Source organism: Flavobacterium defluvii, from assembly GCF_900129555.1.
GTDB classification, from domain to species: Bacteria; Bacteroidota; Bacteroidia; order Flavobacteriales; family Flavobacteriaceae; genus Flavobacterium; species Flavobacterium defluvii.
The window spans coordinates 536,797-559,374 of the sequence record NZ_FQWC01000001.1 but is presented as its reverse complement, the minus strand read 5'-3'; the positions used below and the strand labels follow the sequence as shown (position 1 = coordinate 559,374).

General features: G+C 30.8%; 22 protein-coding genes. 8 read left to right on the top strand and 14 right to left on the bottom strand.

Features of this window, described 5'->3' with window-relative positions:
• Positions 1 to 9 precede the first annotated feature (9 nt).
• From BUC29_RS02430 to BUC29_RS02390, 9 genes are all read right to left on the bottom strand, one after another.
• On the bottom strand, positions 10 to 1,146 hold the full coding sequence (locus BUC29_RS02430) for a DUF4249 domain-containing protein (protein ID WP_244160745.1): 1,137 nt from the start codon (positions 1,144 to 1,146) through the stop codon (positions 10 to 12).
• A 101-nt stretch (positions 1,147 to 1,247) separates the two neighbouring features.
• The gene (locus tag BUC29_RS02425) at positions 1,248 to 2,426 is read right to left on the bottom strand and encodes a DUF4249 domain-containing protein (RefSeq protein WP_073413013.1); all 1,179 of its coding nucleotides are present in this window, start codon (positions 2,424 to 2,426) and stop codon (positions 1,248 to 1,250) included.
• A gap of 11 nt (positions 2,427 to 2,437) precedes the next feature.
• Positions 2,438 to 5,224, bottom strand: a complete 2,787-nt coding sequence (locus tag BUC29_RS02420; protein WP_073413011.1) for a TonB-dependent receptor — start codon at positions 5,222 to 5,224, stop codon at positions 2,438 to 2,440.
• Between the two features lie 4 nt (positions 5,225 to 5,228).
• Positions 5,229 to 5,972, bottom strand: a complete 744-nt coding sequence (locus BUC29_RS02415) for a hypothetical protein (RefSeq protein ID WP_073413009.1) — start codon at positions 5,970 to 5,972, stop codon at positions 5,229 to 5,231.
• A gap of 191 nt (positions 5,973 to 6,163) precedes the next feature.
• The gene (locus tag BUC29_RS02410; protein WP_073413007.1) at positions 6,164 to 6,415 is read right to left on the bottom strand and encodes a hypothetical protein; all 252 of its coding nucleotides are present in this window, start codon (positions 6,413 to 6,415) and stop codon (positions 6,164 to 6,166) included.
• 198 nt (positions 6,416 to 6,613) lie between these two features.
• Entirely contained in the window at positions 6,614 to 7,360 is a 747-nt protein-coding gene (locus BUC29_RS02405; RefSeq protein ID WP_073413005.1) for a LytR/AlgR family response regulator transcription factor, read from the bottom strand.
• Between the two features lies 1 nt (position 7,361).
• Positions 7,362 to 8,894 (bottom strand): tetratricopeptide repeat-containing sensor histidine kinase, encoded by a 1,533-nt coding sequence (locus BUC29_RS02400; protein ID WP_244160743.1) that lies wholly within the window; start codon positions 8,892 to 8,894, stop codon positions 7,362 to 7,364.
• Positions 8,895 to 9,189: 295 nt separating this feature from the next.
• Complete coding sequence (locus tag BUC29_RS02395; RefSeq protein WP_073413001.1) at positions 9,190 to 9,585, bottom strand: hypothetical protein; 396 nt, start codon at positions 9,583 to 9,585, stop codon at positions 9,190 to 9,192.
• 200 nt (positions 9,586 to 9,785) lie between these two features.
• On the bottom strand, positions 9,786 to 10,745 hold the full coding sequence (locus BUC29_RS02390; RefSeq protein WP_073412999.1) for a hypothetical protein: 960 nt from the start codon (positions 10,743 to 10,745) through the stop codon (positions 9,786 to 9,788).
• 105 nt (positions 10,746 to 10,850) lie between these two features.
• Between BUC29_RS02390 and BUC29_RS02385 the strand changes: the two genes are divergently transcribed.
• Positions 10,851 to 11,594, top strand: coding sequence for an LA_2272 family surface repeat-containing protein (locus BUC29_RS02385; RefSeq protein WP_073412997.1), 744 nt, complete (start codon positions 10,851 to 10,853; stop codon positions 11,592 to 11,594).
• Positions 11,595 to 11,597: 3 nt separating this feature from the next.
• Positions 11,598 to 12,215, top strand: coding sequence for a hypothetical protein (locus tag BUC29_RS02380; RefSeq protein ID WP_139260383.1), 618 nt, complete (start codon positions 11,598 to 11,600; stop codon positions 12,213 to 12,215).
• A gap of 76 nt (positions 12,216 to 12,291) precedes the next feature.
• On the opposite strand, the gene BUC29_RS02375 is transcribed toward BUC29_RS02380, so the two are convergent.
• The 4 genes from BUC29_RS02375 to BUC29_RS02360 form a co-directional block, all read right to left on the bottom strand.
• Positions 12,292 to 14,436, bottom strand: a complete 2,145-nt coding sequence (locus tag BUC29_RS02375; RefSeq protein WP_073412994.1) for a polyribonucleotide nucleotidyltransferase — start codon at positions 14,434 to 14,436, stop codon at positions 12,292 to 12,294.
• A gap of 164 nt (positions 14,437 to 14,600) precedes the next feature.
• Complete coding sequence (gene rpsO / locus BUC29_RS02370; RefSeq protein WP_073412992.1) at positions 14,601 to 14,867, bottom strand: 30S ribosomal protein S15; 267 nt, start codon at positions 14,865 to 14,867, stop codon at positions 14,601 to 14,603.
• A gap of 218 nt (positions 14,868 to 15,085) precedes the next feature.
• Complete coding sequence (locus BUC29_RS02365) at positions 15,086 to 15,781, bottom strand: toxin-antitoxin system YwqK family antitoxin (protein WP_073412990.1); 696 nt, start codon at positions 15,779 to 15,781, stop codon at positions 15,086 to 15,088.
• A 35-nt stretch (positions 15,782 to 15,816) separates the two neighbouring features.
• Positions 15,817 to 16,272 carry a GAF domain-containing protein gene (locus BUC29_RS02360; protein ID WP_073412988.1) on the bottom strand — a complete coding sequence of 152 codons (456 nt, stop codon included), beginning with the start codon at positions 16,270 to 16,272 and terminating at the stop codon, positions 15,817 to 15,819.
• 71 nt (positions 16,273 to 16,343) lie between these two features.
• Between BUC29_RS02360 and xrtF the strand changes: the two genes are divergently transcribed.
• The 6 genes from xrtF to BUC29_RS02330 all read left to right on the top strand — a co-directional run bounded on the left by xrtF (position 16,344) and on the right by BUC29_RS02330 (position 21,126).
• Positions 16,344 to 16,880, top strand: coding sequence for an exosortase family protein XrtF (gene xrtF, locus BUC29_RS02355; protein WP_073412986.1), 537 nt, complete (start codon positions 16,344 to 16,346; stop codon positions 16,878 to 16,880).
• Positions 16,870 to 17,316 carry an exosortase F system-associated membrane protein gene (locus BUC29_RS02350; RefSeq protein WP_073412984.1) on the top strand — a complete coding sequence of 149 codons (447 nt, stop codon included), beginning with the start codon at positions 16,870 to 16,872 and terminating at the stop codon, positions 17,314 to 17,316. Before xrtF ends, BUC29_RS02350 begins: the two co-directional genes overlap by 11 nt.
• A 46-nt stretch (positions 17,317 to 17,362) precedes the next feature.
• Entirely contained in the window at positions 17,363 to 17,761 is a 399-nt protein-coding gene (locus BUC29_RS02345; protein ID WP_073412982.1) for an HYC_CC_PP family protein, read from the top strand.
• A gap of 113 nt (positions 17,762 to 17,874) precedes the next feature.
• Complete coding sequence (locus BUC29_RS02340) at positions 17,875 to 19,881, top strand: TonB-dependent receptor plug domain-containing protein (protein ID WP_073412980.1); 2,007 nt, start codon at positions 17,875 to 17,877, stop codon at positions 19,879 to 19,881.
• Between the two features lie 90 nt (positions 19,882 to 19,971).
• Entirely contained in the window at positions 19,972 to 20,316 is a 345-nt protein-coding gene (locus tag BUC29_RS02335; RefSeq protein WP_073412978.1) for a heavy-metal-associated domain-containing protein, read from the top strand.
• Between the two features lie 129 nt (positions 20,317 to 20,445).
• Positions 20,446 to 21,126 carry a DedA family protein gene (locus tag BUC29_RS02330; RefSeq protein WP_073412976.1) on the top strand — a complete coding sequence of 227 codons (681 nt, stop codon included), beginning with the start codon at positions 20,446 to 20,448 and terminating at the stop codon, positions 21,124 to 21,126.
• 212 nt (positions 21,127 to 21,338) lie between these two features.
• On the opposite strand, the gene rodA is transcribed toward BUC29_RS02330, so the two are convergent.
• A complete protein-coding gene (gene rodA, locus BUC29_RS02325) occupies positions 21,339 to 22,574 on the bottom strand; it encodes a rod shape-determining protein RodA (protein WP_073412974.1) in 1,236 nt (411 codons plus the stop codon).
• Positions 22,575 to 22,578 lie beyond the last annotated feature (4 nt).

The window sequence follows — 22,578 nt, the reverse complement described above, 5'->3', positions numbered from 1 at the left end:
ATATGTGTTTTAGTCTATCCAAAATGAAGGTTTTACGTTAGATGAAAATGATGTACAGTCTCCGCATACGGCGTCTACTAAAATGTAGTTTATGCCCGCATTTGAAGAATATGTCATTAAATTTTGTTCAATATTATAAATCATAGATTCTCCACTGCAATCTTCTCCAGCAAAACAAAACCTAAATGGAATGTCATCGCAGGTATTAAAATAAGGAGATGGTCTTCCGGGAAATAAATCAGTATAGTTAAAAAATATTCTTTGTTCTGAAACTGATGATACTTCAAAAAAACCAATAACTTTTGTGTTAGAATCGCTTATGCATTTTATGTTTCCAGAAAGTACTCCAGGTTGTTTCGGCGATAAAATACTTGCAGAACTGGCAATATCTCTCATTGTTTTGTGAAAATTGTAAGCTGCTAAATTTTCGACATATTGTCTAACCAGAATGCTATATCGATGACCGATTATGTAATTATCTTCTTCAATAAAGCGAATAGGATAGTTTACACGATCTTCTCCCAAATCATTTGTATTTAATAAAATAATATCGGTTGAATTTTTAACTGCGTAACAAGTTCTGGTATTTGATGAGTTAGGAACAAGCTGTACAGATTGAGGTCCAGTAACTTCTAATTTTGATAATGACCATCTTGGAGCTATAATTTTATAACTCTCTTCATATTCAAAGCGATAATATTTTGAAGTTCTGTTTGGGTCATAGCTATTAACATTAATCTGAACACCAGTCTGATTGTCTTTGTTTGTGGTAACTGATGGAACGATGCTTTGAATTGGGCTAACTGTTGGAAGTACTTCGGGACTTGATTGGTATACTTTTCCGTCTTTTGTTTTAATTTCTAAAGTATACTGTCTGTCTGGTAAAATTTGAAATGCAGTTTGTGAAACATAGACACCAGAGTTTTCTTGAAACAAATACGAATTATTTTGATTGTCTTTTACAATTACTTCTGCGTTTTTTTCTACTTGTATATTCTTGTCTTCGAATCGGGAAGTTTTTGTTATTTTTATTTGTTGATTTTTTAGTTCATTTGTTAAAGTGGCTTCTACCACTATAGCTTCTTCGTATGTGTTCGTAAGCAAAGGATAAGTTTCTGTGCATCCATTTACAAAAAAACAGATCATTATAATTAATAATATTTTGTTATAAGATATATTCATAATATATTTTAAAATAGTTCTTTTTTTATTGAGAGACCTATTTTTTAGTTTTTAATTTATAATTTTTAATCTACCCAAAACGCTGGTTTCACATTTGATGCAATTGTGGTACAGTCTCCACATGGAGCATATACCCAATAATAGAATCGAGAACTTAAATAATAGTTAACAGTGCCTAGCATTACATCATCTATAAAAGGAGGAGAATGCGTGCAGGGATCTGGACTAAAAGGATAATCAGCATAACAAAATTCCTGACAGTCTGTATAAAATGGAGGTGGTGCCTCGCCTAGAAATAAATCATCATAATTAAAATAGATTCTTTCTATTGATACAGAAGCCACATCAAAATAACCAACTACTTTATCACTTGGATTTTTTATAGATTTTATATTACCTAACACAATTCCTGGTTGTGTTGGAGATAACAAACTCGCACTTCCCGATATTTTTTTCAGCGTACTGTAGTAGTTAAATGCGGCTAAACTTTCGACATATTGTTTTACCAATATGCTGTACCTGGTTGTGATTATATAATCCTGATCGCTTATAAAGCGAATAAGATAATCGACACGATCTTCTTTTAAATCAGTAGTACTTAATAAAAGAACATTTGTGCTTTTTTTATTTCCATAACAAATCCTTGTATTAGGATCATTGTCAATAAAAGTTAGTGCTCCATTCGCATTGATAACAGCTTTAGTGCGAACCCATTTTGGTGCTACAACTTTATAGGTTTCTTCATATTCATATCTATAATAATGAGATTTATTGGTAGGATCAAAGCTGTTTACTCTAATGCCGACACCTCTTTTATCTTCTTTATCTTTTTCTACTGCAGCTTTAACAGTTTGAATTGGGGTTACTGTCGAAAGTACTTCTGGTGATGATTCAAAAGATCTGCCGTCTTTTGTATTAATGTGCAATTGATACTGAATTCCGGGTACAGCCTGAAATGCTACGGTTGACACGTATCTGTCTGACTGATCTTCAAAATCATATCTGTTTCCTGAATTGTCAGTTATATAAACTTCAGCTCCACTTTCCGGAAGATACTTTTCATCTTCGAATCTCGCAGATTTTGTAAGTTTTATTTCCTGATTTTTCAGCTCATTAGTTATTGTAGTTTCAACAACTAATGCTTCTTCGTAAGTATTCGTCAATAGCGGATATGCTTCTGTACAGCTGTTTAAAATAAAAGCTGATAAGAAAATGAGAATACTATGTAGTTTAAAATTTTTCATCCTAAATGGAATTAAAATTTAAAATTATAAGTTATACTTGGTACCGGAATCGAGAAAATAGAAGTTTTATATCCTTTTACTTTTCCGTTTTGATCTGTCACAAAATAAATTGAGTATGGATTGTTTCTTCCTAAAACATTATAAATTGAAATATTCCAGAAACTATGTGCTAACTTTTTAATTTTATGATTTCCTTCGATATTAAGACCAATATCTAAACGGATATAGTCTGGAATCCTATAAGCATTTCTGTCGCTATAAAGTGTATATTCTGAATTTCCATAATGAAATGTCCCTATTGGATATGTAATTGGCCTCCCAGTCTGATATAAGAAGTTTGAAGATAAACTATAGCGTTTTGTAAATCTGTAGTTTAAAATTGCACTTAAATCATGAGGTTTATCAAAATTTGCCGGGAAAAAGTTACCATTATTAACAATTTCAGAACTAAACTGGCTGTCTAATTTAATCAAAGAACGAGAATAAGTATAACCAATCCATCCATTTAATCTTCCGGTTGATTTCTTTAATAATAATTCAATTCCATAAGCTTTTCCTTCACCTTGTAATAATTCAGTTTCAACATTTTCGTTTAGTAATAATTGCGCACCAACTTTATAATCTAAAATGTTTTTCGATTTTTTATAATATCCTTCAAGACTTACTTCGTATTCTTCGTCATTTAATGTTTTAAATAAACCTAAAGAAACTTGCTGTGCTGTTTGCGGTTTTACATTAGAATCAGATAATTTCCACGTGTCTGTTGGCGATTGTGTAACGTTGCTTGATAAAAGGTGAATATATTGACGTGTTACATCATAACCAGCTTTTATCGAAAAATCTTCGGTAATAAAATAGCGAGCTGCTAAGCGAGGTTCAAATCCGCCATATGTTTTTATAACTTCATTTTTGCCATAATGAGTTGTTCCCGTTACGGTTTCGTCACTCAAGGGTAATCCTGCCTGATACGAGTTTACATTGGCCTCTCCTAAAGAAGCATAATAAGAGTATCGTAATCCTAAATCGAGTAATAATTTATCATTTACCTTATAGCTGTCGGCTAAATAAAGTGCCGATTCGAGCGCTCTTTCTTTTTCAATATCTTTTGAAATTAAAGTGGCCTCTGGTCTCTTTGGATGTTGATAACCCGGCAAGATATTATATAATTTGCTGGCAACACCATAAGATAAAGTATGTTTAGGATTAAGCTGATAGTTCAATTTTAACTGCAATTGAGATTCGTTTACTTTATAACCAAAATCAAATGAATTAATATCATTAGAATCATAATCAATATTAAACTTGTATTCGCTGTTTGTAAAAATTAAAGCAGCTTTGCTTTTTTTGCTGAAAGTATGATCCCATTTTAAAGAAGCAAGTCGGTTGCTGTATTTATAAATAGAATCTGAACTTAAACTAAAGCGGTCATGGCTGTAATAAGCAGTTGCCTCAAGATTATTATTGGCATTAATTTGATTGTTGTATTTAAGAATTCCATCGTAAAATCCTGCCTGACTGTTTTTTAAATTTTCATCATCAAGAGATTTTAAAATCCAGTCAGAATAAGTAGCTCGTCCTCCAAAAATAATACTCGATTTATTTTTTTCGATTGGCATACTCAAGGTAAGATTTGAAGTAATTGGTCCAATTGCGCCTTCACCAGAGAATTTTTCGGGATTTCCGTTTTTAGTAGTAATGTCAAATACAGATGATAATCTACCTCCAAAATCTGCTGGAATACTTCCTTTGTAAATATCTGCTTTCTTTGCCGTATAAGGATTTATCGCTGAGAAAAAACCTAAAAAATGCTGCGGATTGTATAAAACAGCATTATCCAAGAGGATAAGGTTTTGATCGTCTTTTCCACCTCTTACATTAAATCCTGCAGATCCTTCTCCGGTAGTTTTAATACCCGGAAATGTTGTTGCTACTTTTAAGATATCTCTTTCTCCAAGAATTAAAGGAACGTTTTTAATGCCTTCAATATCTATAGAAACTAGACCAGAAACAGTAGTTTCGGTTGTTTTTTGTCCTTTCTTTTTAATGACAACTTCATCTAATTGGTTCGATCTTTCATTGATTCCAATGTCAAATTTTCCGTCGTCATACACCATTAAAGTTCTCACAACTTCTTTGTGGCTTAGAGATTTTATTTCAATAACATTGATTCCGCGCGGCAGAATTAAGCTGTAATTTCCATCAAGATCAGTCGATGTATTAATGTTTTTGCCTCTTACTTTAATGTAAATGTTAGGTTCTGCTTTTCCTGTTTCTTCATTTCGTATCGTTCCGGAAACAGTATAATTTCTTTTAACAGCATCTTTGTTTTCTTTTCCAATAAAAACAATCGAAGCTTTTTTGGTAACGCTGTAACTGTTTAAAGAATCATATTGTTGATAGAAAACAGGATTGTCTGAATGATCATTTCCATTGTTTTGATTCGTTTCTACTGGCGCATCACTAAAATAATTTGATGGCAGTCTATCGTGAATTGTACTGTTAAGAGTAAGGATTACTTTGTTTTTTAAAACAATATAATTCAAATCGGTTTTGCTTAAAATTGAATTTAAAATATCGTCAATTTTCGCATCAGTATACGTTCCTGAAATTAATTCTTTATTAGCATTAACCCACGTTGGATCAAAATAAAATTTATAAGAAGTCGCAGTTTCAATGCGTTTAATGGCATTTTCTAAAGTTTCATCTTTAAAAGTGATTGAAAATTTCTCATTAGAATTTTGTGCAGACAATCGAAATGAGAATAAAATAATAATAAAGGCGAGTAAAATTTTTTTCATTGTCTTATTTGGTTTGAATTGAAAGAGAATTAGAAATGTATTTCATCAAATTTTTCATGAATTGATTTAAATCAGATTTTTGCAGTTCTCTATTCATTAAATAAAACCCATTGATTTGTTTTTTCTGATCAGGAAATAATTTTATGATATCGCTTTTTCCTCTTATCAAATAAATATTGTTTTTTAGATCAATAAAAAATGAGTTGTTTTCTTTAAAGCTATATAATATGCCATTCTCAGAAACTGTTTTTTGTATGTCCTTATGATGTTTTATATAGAATGTAAAATCGTCGGTAACTTTACTTTCTTCATAATAACCCGGAACAAATTCAGGAACGGTTTGACTTTTCGTGTCAATTTTGACAAAGTTTTTATCAAGAATTGAAAAAGCTTCAACTTTACTTTGATTAAGATTTATTCCAATGTTTTCAGATTCTCCATATGGATTTAAAACTAAAATATCTCTGTAAATATCATATTTAAGTTTTACTTCATAATATTTCTGGCCATCATAATCAATTTTTCCAATTTCATATTTGTTAATCAAGTACAAATGGCTGTCTCCAATAGATCGGTATGGATTAATGTGTGGTACTCCGTTATTTAAATCAAGATTATCTTTGCCAACAGTCTTGTCAAACCAATTGTAAACATTTATGTCGTTATTTGTTTGACTGTGAATGGTGTAAAAGTTTAAGAATAATCCAAATAAAATAAGGAAAGCGGACTTTTTTTGATAATTTTTCAAAGGATTCAGAGGATTTTAGTGATTTGTTTTGGGGGTTTTCAAATTTATTAAAAAAAGGTTATAAACAAAACGTATATCTGTTAAAATGTGATAAAAAGTTATTTTTTATACAACAAAAACCCTAAATCACAATAATGATTTAGGGTTTTTAACTAATAATCTGATTGGAGTTAGAATTGTGTATTTAAATCTTAATCGTTGAAATCATCTGTATTATTAAGGATTTCATCGAATATCTTTTTTAATGATCGTATATAAACAGGAAATGCAATTGCAAGTAGAATATATTCGAATCGTAAAACTGTAACATCATCTAAAATTTTATATAAACAGGGAATAATTATTGCCAGTGAAACTACAATCCCAACCCACGGATTGTTTTTTATTTTTTTTATAGTTGGCAAAAGTTTCATTTCAGGCTGTCTCGTTAATGCTATCTTCATCTATAGTTTAGTTATGTTTTTGACTTAGGTGAGATAAAAGTAATTTTGATCTCATTTTATAAATATGAAAATGTCACGAAACCCTTTTTCTATGTCATGAAGCGCATTTAAAGCTTGTTATTTTTAAAAATTTTCTTTCAAATAAGTATAAAAAATCCTCTACGGGAGAGGATACGTATTGATATTTAGGTAATTAGTTTAAGATAAAATATTCATCTTTTTTATAAAATCTTTATAAGTATCGCTTAGGTTTATTTTATGATTTCCTTTCAAAATAATCAGATTATCTGCAAGAATGATCTCTTCTATTTTATCTGTGTTAACAATTGTGTTGCGATGTGTTTTGATGAATTTATTTTTATCTAACAAATCACTTATTTTGGTAAGCGAAATCAAAATTACAAATTTCTCTTTTTCAGTTACGATATTGCAGTAACGCTCTTCAACCTCGATATATAAAATATCTTCTAAGTTTACCTTTTTTAAAGAGTTTTTCTTTTTTATAAAAAGTGAATCATTACTAATAACAGTATTTTGTTCTTCACTTAAGAAAACATTTGTTTGTTCGTAAAACTTCTCAACTGCCATTTCAATAGCATACAAAATTTCAAGTTCATTAAAAGGTTTCATTAAAAAGCTGAAAGGTTTTGTAAGCTTTGCTCTTTCAAAAATCTGGCGGTCCTGAGAACTAGTTAAAAAGACAAATGGTTTAGATGCATGCGGAATTATATTGATAGATTCTGCAAAGGTTATTCCCTCTGGTTTTCCATCAAGAAAAACATCAATAATAATTATATCAACAGATTTTTCATAAAAAAGTTTCAGTGCCTCTGTATAATTTTTGGCAACTCCGGCAACATTATAATTGTTGTCTGTTAGTACTTTTACCAGCGCATCGCTCTGTTCTAAAGTGTCTTCTATAATTAAAACATTAATATTATCCATTTCATTTTGTTTTTGGGAATGTTAATATCATTTTAGTTCCCTTGTTTAGTTCGCTTTCGATATTAAATGTTCCGTTATTCTTCTTTATCATTTGTTTACATAATTGTAAACCCAAACCGGTTCCTATAATTTCAGAATTGCCTTTTTTGGCCAGTAATTCTCCTTCCTGAAGCAATTCGTTAATAGTATTTTCATTCATTCCAATTCCGGTATCCTGAATTATAATCTGATAAAAATCAGAGTCAATATCGTTTCCTGAAAATATAATCTGTCCATTTTCTTTTGAAAATTTAATAGCATTATCTAATAAATTTCTAAATACAATCTTCAAAGAATCAAGATCAACAAAAATGAATATATTTTTTGAAACCGAATTTTGAAACGTAATTGATTTGTCTAACAATAAGGGTTTGTAATTGTATTCTATTTGCTGTATAACAGAATATAAATGAACCGATTCTTTATTAAAATACAATTGTTTGGTTTGCAATAAAGCCCAGTGTAACAAATTATCTAACAGGCTATAAGTTCCATTTGCAATACTGCTGTTCTGAACAATTAAATGATTTAATTCGTCGTAATTTTTAGTTTCAAGCGTGGCAGATAATTTTGAATTACTGTTTTTTAATGCATTTACAGATGAACGTAAATCATGACTTACAATAGAAAAAAGCTGATCTTTAGTCGCATTTAGTTCATCAAGTTTGTTTTTTTGACGTAAGATTGTTTTGCCATTTTTTACTTTTTGGGCATATAGATATACACCGCCAGTTAAAATTAACAATAAACCAATTGAAGAGAAAAATAAAGTATTTCGCTGTGTGTTTTTTAATTTATTCTCAACCTCAAGTACTTTAATTTGTTTTTGCTTTTGTGCCACAGCGAATTTTTTTTCGTAATCAGCCAAAGCCCAAATTTTGCTTTGATTGTTTAGGGAATCTTTCCATTGCTCAGATTCTTTTCTGTAGATTAAAGCTTTTTTAAAATTATTTCTGTTTTCTTCAACAACCGCCATATTTTTTGAAGTCTGTCTTTTAACTTCAAAATCTTTCACTTTAGATGATAATAGATAAGCTTTTTCAAAATAAGGAATTGCTAAATTATCTTTATACTGCTCATAATATAAATTTGCAATATTATTATAGCTGCCAATTAATGAAATTGTATCTTTTTCTATTTTTAAAATCTCGCTGCTTTTTAAAAAATAAGCTTCTGCTTTATCAAATTGTTTTAAGTGCAAATAACAAAGTCCCAGATTTTCATGAAGACTCTTGATATAATATTTTTTTTGGTCTTTATCAGAAAGTTTTTCGAGCTGATTAAAATAAAAAATACTTTTTTTAAAGTCTTTTAATTCTAATGAGGTAATGGCTAAATTGTTATAAACTAAAGGATATAAGGTAAAATTTCTCGAAATTAAATTAAGTTCTGTTTTGGCTTCTTCAAAAAGTTTTAATTCTCTAAAACTGCTTCCTCTCAAAAAATGACAATAATCTGCCAGCTCTTTTGCTTTTCCGGAATTTAGTTGTTTCATAGAATATACTAAAGTGGAATCCCAGTTTTTTTGAAAGAAAAATTGCTGCGCTTTTTTAAAATTAATTTCGTCCTTAAATTTTAATACTTTTATTTTAAGTTCTGAATTTAATAAAACGTTATTGTATTTTTCTTGGGAGAAAGCGGGAAAGCATAAGAATAAAATTAACAGAATTAAAATTAGTTTTGCTCTCAACATATAATTTGTTTTATAAAAGTAAAAAAGAAAGGCATCTACAAAAATATCTGGACAAAAGTATTTTTATCGATGCCTTATACTATACAAATATAAATTATCATGGATATTTTACAGTCGTCTCAGTACCTCTTGATGTTTCCGGATCAATGTCTCTTAAATAAGACATAACAGTAGTAATATTTTCAACAGTTTGAGAACTATAATCTATTTCAACATACCATACATCATAAGTTTCTGGTGTTTCTTCATCCCAGTCATAATCAAAATAAATTTCGACAATATTAACATGTTCAGTTAGTGTTCCAACTACAGGATTTTGTGAATCTTTAGAATTAATGTAAAGAGTGGCGCAGATTTTTAATGTTTTTACTCCATTATCGTCATAAATTTTTGCAGAAGCTAAAGGAGGAACAGGGAAAGTAATGTTGGTTTTGTCTGTAAAAGAAAATGGTTCAGTATTAATTCTTGTGATTTGAATGACATTAAAGTCCATAATAAGGTTTTTAGGGTTAATAGTTTTATTTTTGGTGGGTTAAAGATATTTCATTTCTTTAAAAAAATAGAAAGATTGTCGTGTTTTTTTGGTTAAATTATTCATTTATTGTCGTTCATCGACTAAAAAACAGAATTTGCTTTAAAAAAATAAAATTTATTGAGGCAATTGAACAGGTTTACAATGAAGCGAATTAAATATTAAAATAGTAAATCGACCTGCGAATTTATCTTTTCGAGATAATAATCTATTTTTCGAATGGCGCGATTAAAGAAAAGATTTTGTTCTTTAATACCTGATTGTCCAAGTGGAACAGAGTTAAGAATTTGCTGCTTAAAAAACCGATGAACATTTTCGCAGCTGTTTTTGTTGTCTGTAATAAAATAACCCAAAAGAGTATAAGGAACAAACATGGTTAATTTTTCTTCAGTTTCTATAAGCATGTTGTTATTTAGTAATATTAGCTCATTATAATAAAGAGAGAAATTACCATCGTTGTTGCACTTATCCTGTATGACATTTAATATTCTTTTTAAGTCTTTGCAAAGTGCATTTGCGTTTTTAAAATTCAATAAACCAGCTTCGTAAAAATACAGAATCTGCTGTAGGCTGCTGTTTATCGTAGTGTCGTTCCAGACTTCGTTTACTATCGTACTTTCATAAGACTTTTTTAATATCTGCATATATTCTGTAAAAGATTCTTCGATTACAAAGTTTTCAAAAGATACTTTTTTTTGATTTGTATTTAAAAGATTCAGCCAGACAAAAGCCTTAAATTTTGACAAGATTGTCCCATCCATAAAGTAAAAAAGCGGAATGTCTTTGGCAGAATAAAAAAGTTTTGTTTGCGGGTTTTTTGTTAGTATTTCAATCTGTTGCGCTGAAGTTCTGAAATAATGAAGCATGTCTTTCAATGTTTCAATTTCAATAGTTTTCTCAACAATAACTTTTTCTTTTTCAGAAAATAAAGTGTCTAGTGAAATATTAAAATGATTGGCCAGTTTTATAGTTTCTTCGATAGAGAATTTGCTTTTTTGAGATATTCGTCTATGCGATGCATCATAACTGATTTCCAGGATAGTCGCAATTTCTTCAATTAATGAATTCGATTTAGAAATTTTACTTCTAATAGCTTTTAAGAATAATTCCTGATGTTTCATAATTTGCGATAATCGCAAATATATAAAAATATTTTATTGGTTTGCACAAATCAGTATGTGATAAATGCAATACGTTTACTTTGTAATTTTAAAATAAAATGATTTATGAAAACATCGGTTTTAATAGTTCTGAATTTTGTTTTTGGATGTTGTTATGCCCAGAATTCAGTTTTAATTGCAAATGATTCGATACCATTGCATTCGCAGATTTTCAGTCTTTCGCCAATGTCTAAAAAAACAGATAAAGTAAACGGGCTTGTATTAGGGCTAGGACATTTGGAGAATAAAAATATCGATTATCAAATCATTAATGGCATAAATATAGAGGCTAATCCTGCACCAGCTGTAGGCGCTTTAATGGCTTTTATGTCATTAGTATATCTGCCGGAAATTATTCGGAATAATAAAAAATCAGACAGTGTTAAAAATACTGAAGATTATTATAAAATTAAGAATATGAATTGTGCTCCTGATTTGAAATTGAATGGATTAAATATTAGTACGGGATGTTTTCTTACCACGACTAATATGAACGGATTAAATATTTCTGCTGGAAATAAATTCAACAATTTTAATGGATTTTCGGTTACTGTTTTAGGAACTATTATTGGTCATCAAAACGGACTTTCAGTAGGGATTTATAATGCAAATAATGATTTGACAGGCTCAACGGTTGGTATATATAACCAATCGTATCAATTAAAGGGATTGCACTTGGGAATTTTTAATCAAACCAGAATTAATAAAGGTGTGCAAATTGGAATTTTGAACAAGTCAAATTCAAAAGGTTTTCAATTGGGACTTTGGAATATAAATAATAAAAGGTCAATGCCTTTTTTAAACTGGTAGATTATGAAAGGATTTTTATTACTGTTCGTTCTAATGTTTTCAGAATTTGCATTTGCTCAAAATCAATCTCAAAATTCATCTAATGATTATGAAAGAGTTTATGTTGAGGCTGGTTTTGTACAGCCAATTGGTAAACTTTCTAATAAATTTGACCTTTCGCCTTCATTTGGATTTTGGTTTAGAAATAAGTTAAATCGAGAAGATTTTGTAGATTTTGGATTTAATTTTTTTGTACCAGAAAACCCTGTAAATGTCAATTTTAAATATCGGGATTCTGTTGTGCAATACAAATCAAGTCACTTTGCAATAAATATAGGGACTCGTTTTGCAAAAGTTATTCCGTTATCTCAACGAAAAACAGATTTTAATTTAGAATGGAATTCTGGAATTGGTTTGGCTTTAAATTTTTATAATGCTCCAAAAGAATTAGAATTTGGAGACGGAGAACATACAAAAGAAGTTTTGACTACATTTTATCTATCGCAAGGAATTAAGCTGAATTATAGAAATACAGGATTACAATGTCATTATCAGTGGTCGCCATATAGATTGTTTAATGACCAGGTAGAAAAGAATTATGGTTCACAAAATTTAATGTTTGGAATAGTATATCGCCAATAATTAAATTTAAAAACCCCAATTCAACTAAATGAATTGGGGTTTTCTATGAATAAACCTTTAGTAAACTAAGATCTGATTACTCTTTTTTGTCCTCACGTGGAGGTCTTGGAACAAGTGCTTTTTTAGACACTTTTTCTTTTTTAGTTTTAGGGTCAATTCCTAGATATTTAACTTGGAAAACATCTCCCATTTTAACTACATCGGCAACATTTTCTGTACGTTCCCAAGCCAATTCAGATACGTGAAGTAATACTTCGTTTCCTGGCGCAGAAGTATATTCTACAACAGCTCCAAAATCAAGCATTTTAATAACTTTTACTTCGTAAGCTTCTCCTACCTGTGGTTTAAAAGTTAACGCGTCAATTTTAGCCAATACTGTTTTGATACCATCAGGATCAGTTCCTAAAATTTCAACAACTCCTTGTTCGTCTACTTCATTGATTACGATAGTAGTTCCAGTAGCTTTTTGTAATTCCTGAATTACTTTTCCGCCAGGTCCAATTAATGCTCCAATGAAACTTCCAGGAATAGTTCTGGTAATAATTTTTGGTGCATGAGCTTTAACTTCTGGTCTTGGAGTTGCAATAGTTTCAGTTAATTTTCCTAAAATATGTAAACGTCCGTCACGAGCTTGAGCTAAAGCTTGTTCCATAATGTCATAACGCAATCCTTCGATTTTGATATCCATTTGGCAGGCAGTAATACCGTCGGCAGTTCCTGTTACTTTAAAGTCCATATCTCCCAAGTGATCTTCATCACCTAAAATGTCTGACAATACAGCAAATTTCTCACCGTCAGTAATTAATCCCATTGCAATACCAGAAACTGGTTTTGTCATTTGAACTCCGGCATCCATAAGAGCCATTGTTCCGGCACAAACTGTTGCCATAGAAGAAGAACCATTAGATTCTAAAACCTCAGAAACAACACGAATTGTATAAGGACAATCTGCAGGAATCATATTTTTAAGAGCTCTTTGAGCTAAGTTACCGTGACCAACTTCTCTTCTTGAAGTTCCTCTTAATGGTTTTGCTTCACCAGTTGAGAAAGGAGGGAAGTTATAGTGTAAGTAGAATTTTTCTTCACCTTGTTCAGATGGGGAATCGATTTGGTTTGCTTCTCTTGAAGTTCCAAGAGTTACAGTTGCCAAAGCCTGGGTTTCTCCACGTGTAAATAAAGAAGAACCGTGTACAGAAGGTAAATAATCAGTTTCACACCAGATTGGTCTGATTTCTGTAGTTTTTCTTCCGTCAAGACGAATTCCTTTTTCAAGAATTACGTTACGAACTGCTTCTTTGTTTGTTTTGTAGAAATATTTTCCAACTAAACCTGCAAGTTCTGCATTTTCAGCATATTCTTCTTCTGTAAACAAAGCTTTTGCTTCTTCTTTTACAGCAGCAAATTTTTCTCCTCTTTCTGCTTTTCCAGAAGCTTCCTGAGCAATTGCGTAACATTTATCGTAAGCGGCAGCTTTTACTTTTGCGTAAACAGCTTCGTCTTCAACTTCACCTTCGTAAGTTCTGTATTCCTGAGAACTAAGTTTTGCTCTTAGTTTTTGCTGAGCATGGATTTGAACTTTAATTGCTTCGTGAGCAAATTTAATTGCTTCAACCATTTCGGCTTCTGAAATTTCTTTCATCTCACCTTCAACCATCGCAACAGAATCTAAAGAAGCTCCGATCATCATATCGATGTCTGATTTTTCTAATTCAGCTCTGCTTGGGTTGATTACTAGTTTTCCGTCGATACGTGCAACACGTACTTCAGAAATTAAGTTGTAAAATGGAATATCTGAAACAGCTAATGCAGCAGATGCTGCTAAACCTGCTAATGCATCTGGCATTACTTCATCGTCATGAGACATTAATTGAATCATTACCTGAGTTTCAGCATGGTAATCGTCTGGGAAAAGCGGACGCAAAACACGGTCTACTAATCTCATCGTTAATACTTCGCTATCGCTAGGTCTTGCTTCTCTTTTGAAAAATCCTCCAGGGAAACGTCCTGCTGCAGCAAATTTTTCACGGTAATCTACCGTTAATGGTAAAAAGTCAACACCAGGGTTTGATGTTCTTGCAGATACTGCAGTTGCTAAAAGCATACAGTTTCCTAAACGTACAACAACTGAACCATCGGCTTGTTTTGCTAATTTACCAGTTTCGATTGAGATGCTTCTTCCATCTCCTAAATCGATAATTTCTTGTGAAACTTGTGGAATCATAAATTTTCCTTTTTGATTATACAATGGGTTTTAGTTGTGTTGTAGTTGTTGTTGTGTGTAGTTGTTGTTATCTAAAACCCAATGAAAAACCAAACTTTTTTTCTTGTAAATGCCTGTAATGTAAAAACAAAAAGAGGCACTCTCGCACCTCTTTTCTATATTGATTATTTTCTGATATTCAATACTTTGATAATCTCACGATATCTGTTGATATCTTTCTTTTTCAAGTAATCCAACAAAGCTCTTCTTTTACCTACTAATAGTACAAGAGAACGCTCAGTGTTGTAATCGTGACGATTTCTTTTTAAGTGTTCAGTTAAGTGACCAATTCTGTAAGTAAACAATGCGATTTGTCCTTCTGCGCTTCCAGTGTTTGTAGCACCACCGTGTTGTGCAAAAATTTCTTCTTTCTTTTCTTTAGTTAAATACATTCCAATATTATTTAATGATTTTTATGTATGTCGTACAGCTTTTGTAAGACGGGTGCAAAATTAGATTAAAAAAACAGAAAAATCAAAAAAAAATAAAAGAATCTAAAAATAAGACGCAATAAAATCTTTTTTAATGATTTGAAAAGGCCTTTTTTTATTTAAAATACTCTCTTTTATATTGTTATGAATTACTAAATCTAAATTTGCTGAACACCAATTTATTTTGATTTCTGAATTTTCTTACCGGTTTGTTTTTCACTTAAAGACGAATAAGCAAATTTTATATTGTTTTCATCAATACTTATACCCGAAATTAAAATTCCGCGGTCATAATTGTCTGTAAAACTAGTTTTATGTAACAAATCATTTCCCTGCCAAATCCCTTGTTTCAGACCGTCTTTAACAACACCTTTTTGAGTTATAAAACCATCGGTTTCCTCATATTCTCCATTTCCGTCAGTCACGGTTTGAGTCTTATCCGAATCCCAAAAATTAAGAATTAAAGTTTGGGATTTTTTTGTTTTTGGATCCCAGATATTCTGTTTTTCAGATTTTTTGCTTTGGTTTTCGTACCAATTAATTTCCTTTCCGGATTTATGATCTTCAGAATAATTTACGACAGCTTCTTTTGCGCCGTTTTTATAATAGTAAATGAATTCTCCGTCTTTTTTCAGATTATCTCTGTCTAAAGTAGCACCTGTCATTTTCTTTCTTCCGTTTTTATAAAAATCTGTAACAACATATCTCACACTTTTTTGAGAATAGTTGGTAATAACTCTCGTATAAACGCAGTTTTCAGGCGTAGTTTCATGATTTAACGAGTCAAGAAAAATTTTTTTCGAAACCATGTTAATCTGCGCAAATAGATTGGCTGAAATTAGAAAGAGGAATACTATGAAAATGCTTTTTTTCATTCAGGCCTATTTTTTATACATTAAAAATAGTTCTTCTAGAATAATTTAGCAACTTCTTGGTTAACAAACTCTAAGAATCTTTCGTCAGCTTCTGTAAAAGGATCAATTACGTGGCTGTCAATATCAATTTGTCCAATATTTACTCCGTTTACAAATAACGGAACCACGATTTCTGATTTTACTGTCAAACTGCAGGCAATGTAATTATCCTGAGCTTTTACATCCGGCACAACAAAATTAGCATTGCTTTCTGCAACTTGTCCACAGATTCCTTTTCCAAACGGAATCACAGTATGATCAGTTTCGGCACCAACATAAGGTCCTAAATGAAGTGTTTTGTTTTCGTGATTGGCAAAATAAAAACCAACCCAGTTGTAGTATTCTACATTTTCGTTTAATAATTGGCATACAGCTAATAGTTTTTCGTCTCTAACTTTATTATTATCAGATACTATAGCGCTTATTTTTGGTTGTAATTCCTGAAATGTCATGATTTGAAAATTTTATACAAAAGTATTTAAAGCTGAACTCAAAAAATACATAAATTTGAAAAAAAAATCTGTTGAAAAAATATTTAGCCCAATTCAGGCCTTTTTTAATTTTTATAGGCACTTTTTTCGCAGCTTATATTGTATTAACGATATTATATAAGTTTTATTTGAATAGTTTTAAAGCTGATGAAGTCGACGGAATCACAAATTTTGTCGGCCGTAATGTTGAGCAATTACTTCAAATATTTAATTATGATGTGAAAGTCCAAAAGAGCCTTTCGAATTCATGGTTAGAAGTCTTGTTTAATAATCATTTTATCATTCGTATAATTGAAGGCTGTAATGCTGTAAGTGTCATAATTCTTTTTATTTCTTTTGTACTCGCTTTTTCAGGAAATTTTAAAATCACATTATATTATATTCTTTTCGGAATTGTTTTTATCTATATTTTAAACGTTGTTCGAATAGCTTTATTGACCATTCTTTTATTTCATTTTCCCGAAAAAAATCACTTGTTGCACGGTGTTCTTTTTCCGTTAATTATCTACGGAACCGTTTTTGTTTTATGGATTATTTGGGTGAATAAATTTTCGAAATATGCTAAATAAAATAATAGAACAAAAAAATAAAATTTTCATTTCGATACTTATTATTTCCTGTTTCGGATTAATAAGAGCTTTTGAGAATTCTCTTTTTTACGATCCTTTTTTAGAATATTTCGAATCTGATTTTAATAATATAAAACTGCCCGAAGTCGATTCTTTAAAACTCTTTTTAAATTTGTTGTTTCGTTTCGTTTTAAACACAGCTTTATCTCTTATTTTAATTTATATACTTTTTAAGGATAAGGGAATTTTGATTTTCAGTTCGGTTTTGTTTGCTTTTTTTTCGGTCATTCTATTCGTAATGTTTTTTATAATAATTGAATATTTTCCAGAAAAAAGCTGGCTTTTATTTTATGTGCGAAGGTTTATTATTCAGCCCATATTTGTAATTTTGTTTATTCCGGCATTTTATTATCAGTTGCAGAATTTAAAAAAATAACATTTCATTTAAATTTTATTTGAGCCTTTTTAAATACTTTTGCAAAATGAGTTTAAAAAAGTGCACAGTATTATTTCTAGCGTTCCTATTGTTGGTTTCCAACATTGGGTTTGCCTTTGATGTGCATTATTGCGGAGGAAAAATTGCTTCGGTATCTTTAAATACGTCTGTTTCTGCATCGCCAGAAAAAAAATGCTGCGGAGAAAAAGAAAAAAAATCATCTTGCTGCAAGGACAAAGTTGTAAAATTTGAAAAAAAATCAAGCGATGCAACTTTCAAAGTTTTCTTTTTCCAATTTGCATTTCCGGCAGTAATTCAGGAATACAAACCGATTGCTTTTTTGTCAATTCCAAATTTCAAAAACAATCAGATCGTTGCATATTATTCTGATGCCAACGCGCCTCCCTTATTCAAATTATATAGTCAATACATTTTTTATTCCTGATTTTAATGTTTAGAATCAAGTCTTTTTCTATGGCTTGAAATGAATTGTTTGTACTCTTTATTTGAAAGAAACATCCAAACATAAATTTCTAAATAATATTAAAATCTTTTTTTATGCCAAAAAATATCATGCTTTTTATGATGTTTTTGCTTTCGTTTTCTGCATTCTCACAAGAAAATTTAGAGGAAGTAAAAGTTACAAAAAAGCAAAAAGGAATTAAAAAATCCTATACCCTTACAGCAAATACATCTTTAATTACGAGCAAAGAACTTTTAAAAGCCGCATGCTGCAACCTTGCCGAAAGTTTTGAAACAAACCCATCCATTGATGTGAATTTTTCGGATGCCCTAACCGGAACAAAACAAATCAAAATGCTGGGTTTAACAAGTCCGTATTTAATGATTACCGAAGAAAATATTCCTTCAGTTCGAGGGGCATCTCAGGCTTATGGATTGTCATTTACACCCGGAACCTGGATTGAAAGTGTTCAGATTACAAAAGGAGCGGGGAGTGTTATAAATGGTTATGAAAGTATTTCGGGACAAATAAATACCGAGCTTTTAAAACCATTAAACGATATTCCGTTTTTCTTGAATGCTTATGGTTCTACCGATTCAAGATTTGAACTGAATACGCATTTCAATAAAAAATTATCAGACAAATGGGCCACAAGTTTATTTGTTCATGGAAATACCCGTGTTGCAAAAAATGACATGAATAATGATGGATTTCTTGATAATCCGTTAGGAAAACAAATCAATATTTTAAACCGATACCAATATTATGATGCCGAAAGTGGTTTGGTAAGTTTTATCAATTTCAGATATATGAATGATAAAAAACAAACCGGAGAAGTTGATTTTGATAAAGATCGGGATCGCGGCACAACAAATCACTGGGGATCTGAAATCAATACGGAACGTTTTGACGTTTCAACCAAAATAGGTTACGTTTTTAAAGATATGCCGTATCAAAGTATTGGTTTTCAAAATGCTTTCAATAGTCATAAACAAGATTCGTATTTTGGTTTAAATCAATATGATATTCATCAGAATAGTTTTTATTCGAATTTGATTTTCAATTCGATTATCAATAATACGATGCATAAATTTACGACGGGTTTGAATTTTTCATACGATCAGTATCAGGAATTTGTAAATGTTACTGATTATAGCCGAATTGATAATTCAATTGGGGCATTTTTTGAATATACATATGATAATACAGATAACTTCAGCATAATTTTGGGTGGAAGAGTAGATAATCACAACCGATTAGGTTTTTTTGTAACGCCTCGTGTACATGTGCGATACAATCCGTGGAAGAATGGTGTAATTCGTTTTTCTGCAGGAAGAGGGAAACGTTCAGCAAATATTTTTGCCGAAAACCAACAGCTTTTTGCTAGTTCAAGAACATTTTCAATTTTGGATAACAGTGGGAAGATTTATGGTTTAAATCCGGAAATTGCATGGAATTATGGCGTGAGTTTTTCTCAGAAATTTAAACTTTTCAATAAAAATGCCGAAGCCGGATTTGATATCTATAGAACCGATTTTCAAAATCAGGCTGTTGTAGACGTGATGCAGAGTCCGCAAGAAGTTTTGTTTTATAATTTAAAAGGAAGTTCTTTTGCAAACAGTCTTCAGGCTGAATTTAATTATGAGTTATTTCATAATTTGAATTTGAGAACAGCTTACAAATATTATGACATTCAAACAGATTATTTAAGAGGAACTTTTCAGCGTCCGCTTCAGGCAAAACATCGTTTCCTTGGAAATTTAGAATACGAAACAAACTTAAACGATAATAAACAATGGAAATTTGATTATACTTTTAATTGGTCTGGAAAACAACAGCTTCCGTACACGGCATCAAATCCTGTACAGGATCAGTTTCCTGATTTTTCTCCTTCTTATGCGGTTATGAATGCTCAGGTTACAAGAGTTTTTTCGCCAGTTTTTGAGGTTTATATAGGAGGAGAAAATATTGGAAATTATAAACAACAAAAAGCAATTTTGGGAACAAATGACCCTTTCGGACCAAATTTTGATGCTTCTGTTGCATATGCACCAATTTTTGGACAAATGTATTACGCCGGACTGCGTTTCAAAATAAAATAAGTTAACAATATCAATATCAATATAATATCAATATCAATATCAATATAATATCAATATCAATAATAAATTTATAATACTAAATATCAGAAAATGAAAAACTTGATTTTAATAACAATGATTACTTTTTTAGGATTTTCGGCTCAGGCTCAAACTAAAAAAAATAAAAATTTAAAATATACTGTAGAAGTAAACGGAAATTGTGAACAGTGTAAAAAACGCATCGAAAAAGCAGCATTTGGGGTTCCGGGTGTAAAAACTGCTTCTTGGGATATTAGTTCACATCAGTTGACTGTGATTTTAAATGAAGAAAAATCTTCGACTCAGGACTTGAATGCTGCTATTGCAAAAGCAGGCCATGATACCAAAGAAGTAAAAGCCAAAGATGAGGATTATGAAAACTTACATTCTTGCTGTAAGTACGAAAGAGAAAAATAATTTTGAAAGCCCGAGTTAATCTTCGGGCTTTTTTAATAGTTAATTAATCTTTAAAATATAGCATTTAATTGTGGTTAAGGTAAATTATTGTTAATTTCACAAACTTATAAGTATAACCAAATTCGTTTTATGAATAATTTTGAGTGGACCCAGTTACTAAACCCTGAATTCTATATAACTTTAAGTATCGGAGGTTTTGAGATTGGGTTATTTATTGTTCTGTTTATTGTCTTTGCAGAAACGGGACTTTTCGCAGGTTTCTTCTTGCCAGGTGATAGTTTACTTTTTCTAGCAGGTATTTACAGCCGCGACTTAATTCAAAATGTAGTTTATATTCCCGGAGATTTTATTAATGTGTTTTTGCTTTCGACAGCTGTAGCTGTTATGGGAGTTTTTGGAAACATGACAGGTTACTGGTTTGGGGCGAAAAGTGGTTATTATTTATTTAAAAAAGAAGATACGTTTTGGTTTAAGAAAAAATACCTTTTGCAGTCAAAAGATTTCTTTGAAAAATACGGTGGAAAAGCAATTATTTATGCAAGATTCCTTCCGATTTTTAGAACTTTTGCGCCAATTATTGCCGGTATAGTTTCTATGGATAAAAAGAAATTTATGTTCTATAATATTTTGAGTTCGTTTTTATGGTCGTTTATCTTAATTTTTGCCGGACATTATTTATACGGTGTATTCCTGAAAAAAGGAATTGATTTAAAAGAACATATCGAATATATTATCATTATAATCATCATTATATCGACATTCCCGGTTTTATTAAAACTTTTGAAAAAAAGACCAAGTGAAGAAATATAATCGATAACTCAAAAATAAAAAAAGTCCGAAGTTTTTTAAAACTTCGGACTTTTTTTATTCAATATTTTAGGTGTAAATTATATATAGATAAAATAGAATTCTTGTATTTTTTTGTCCCGTAGTTGAAGCTGAAGGCTGTTTTAAATTTTAGAAAATAAATTTATAACAATTAACAATTAACAATTAACAATTAACAATTAACAATTATAAAACTACCATTCATTTACTTTATTAGCATCCATTTTTAAGAATATAAACAACAAAATGGTGAATCCCCAAAGTCCGGAACCTCCATAAGAAAAGAATGGCAGAGGAACTCCAATTGTTGGGAAAATACCAACAACCATCGCAATATTTACAAAGAAATGAATAAATAAAATTCCCGCGACGCAATATCCGTAAACCCTGCTGAATTTGGTTTTTTGTCTTTCGGCTAAATAAATTACTCTTAAAAATAACCCTGTGAAAAGTAAAATAACTACTAAAGAGCCTACAAATCCCCATTCTTCACCAACAGTCGTAAAGATGTAATCTGTATGTTGTTCTGGAACGAACCCTCCTTTAGTCTGTGTTCCTTCTAAGAAACCTTTTCCTATCCATCCTCCGGATCCAATTGCAATTTCGGACTGGTTTGTATTATAACCAATACCTTTCATGTCAACTGTTTTTCCTAAAAGAATATTAAAACGGTCTCTATGGTGCTGCTTAAATACATTGTCAAATACGTAATCAACAGAAAAAACAAACCCCGAAATAAGTGCAAGCAAGATAGCACTTAAAAGAAGATTTCGATCTACAGCTCTGCCTTTAAAATGTATAATCATTAAGACACCCAATGAAATTAGAATAACGACATAAGGTTCTAAAACGAGTGTTAAAACAAATAATAAAATGGTAATAAAACCAGTCCAGACATACCATGATGGAAGTCCTTCTCTAAATAAAACCAAAATGAAAACACTGTAAATTAAAGCACTTCCAGGATCAGGTTGAGGTAAAATCAGCATAACAGGCAGAAATACAATTGCCAGAGCCTGCAATTGCCTGTTTGTTTCTTTTAAATTAATTTGTGTATCACTCAGATATTTAGCTAAAGCCAATGATGTTGCAGCTTTTGCAAATTCAGACGGCTGAAGGGTAAAGCTTCCAATAGCATACCAGCATCGCTGACCGGCAATAGTTTTTCCAAATATAAATAAACCCGCCAATGATAAAAGTGATACTCCAAAAATTATACTGGCGTATTTTTCGTAAAATTTACCATCAACAAAAAGAACAACAAAAATTAATGGAATTGTACATCCAATAAAGATTAATTGTTTTTGGTACGTTCCATCGGTTGATAATAATGAAGACGAATAAATATTCAGCCATCCTAATACTACCAATGCAATGTAGATAAAGACACTTATCCAGTCAATGTTATTTTTTACACTTTGATTTTTCATTTGA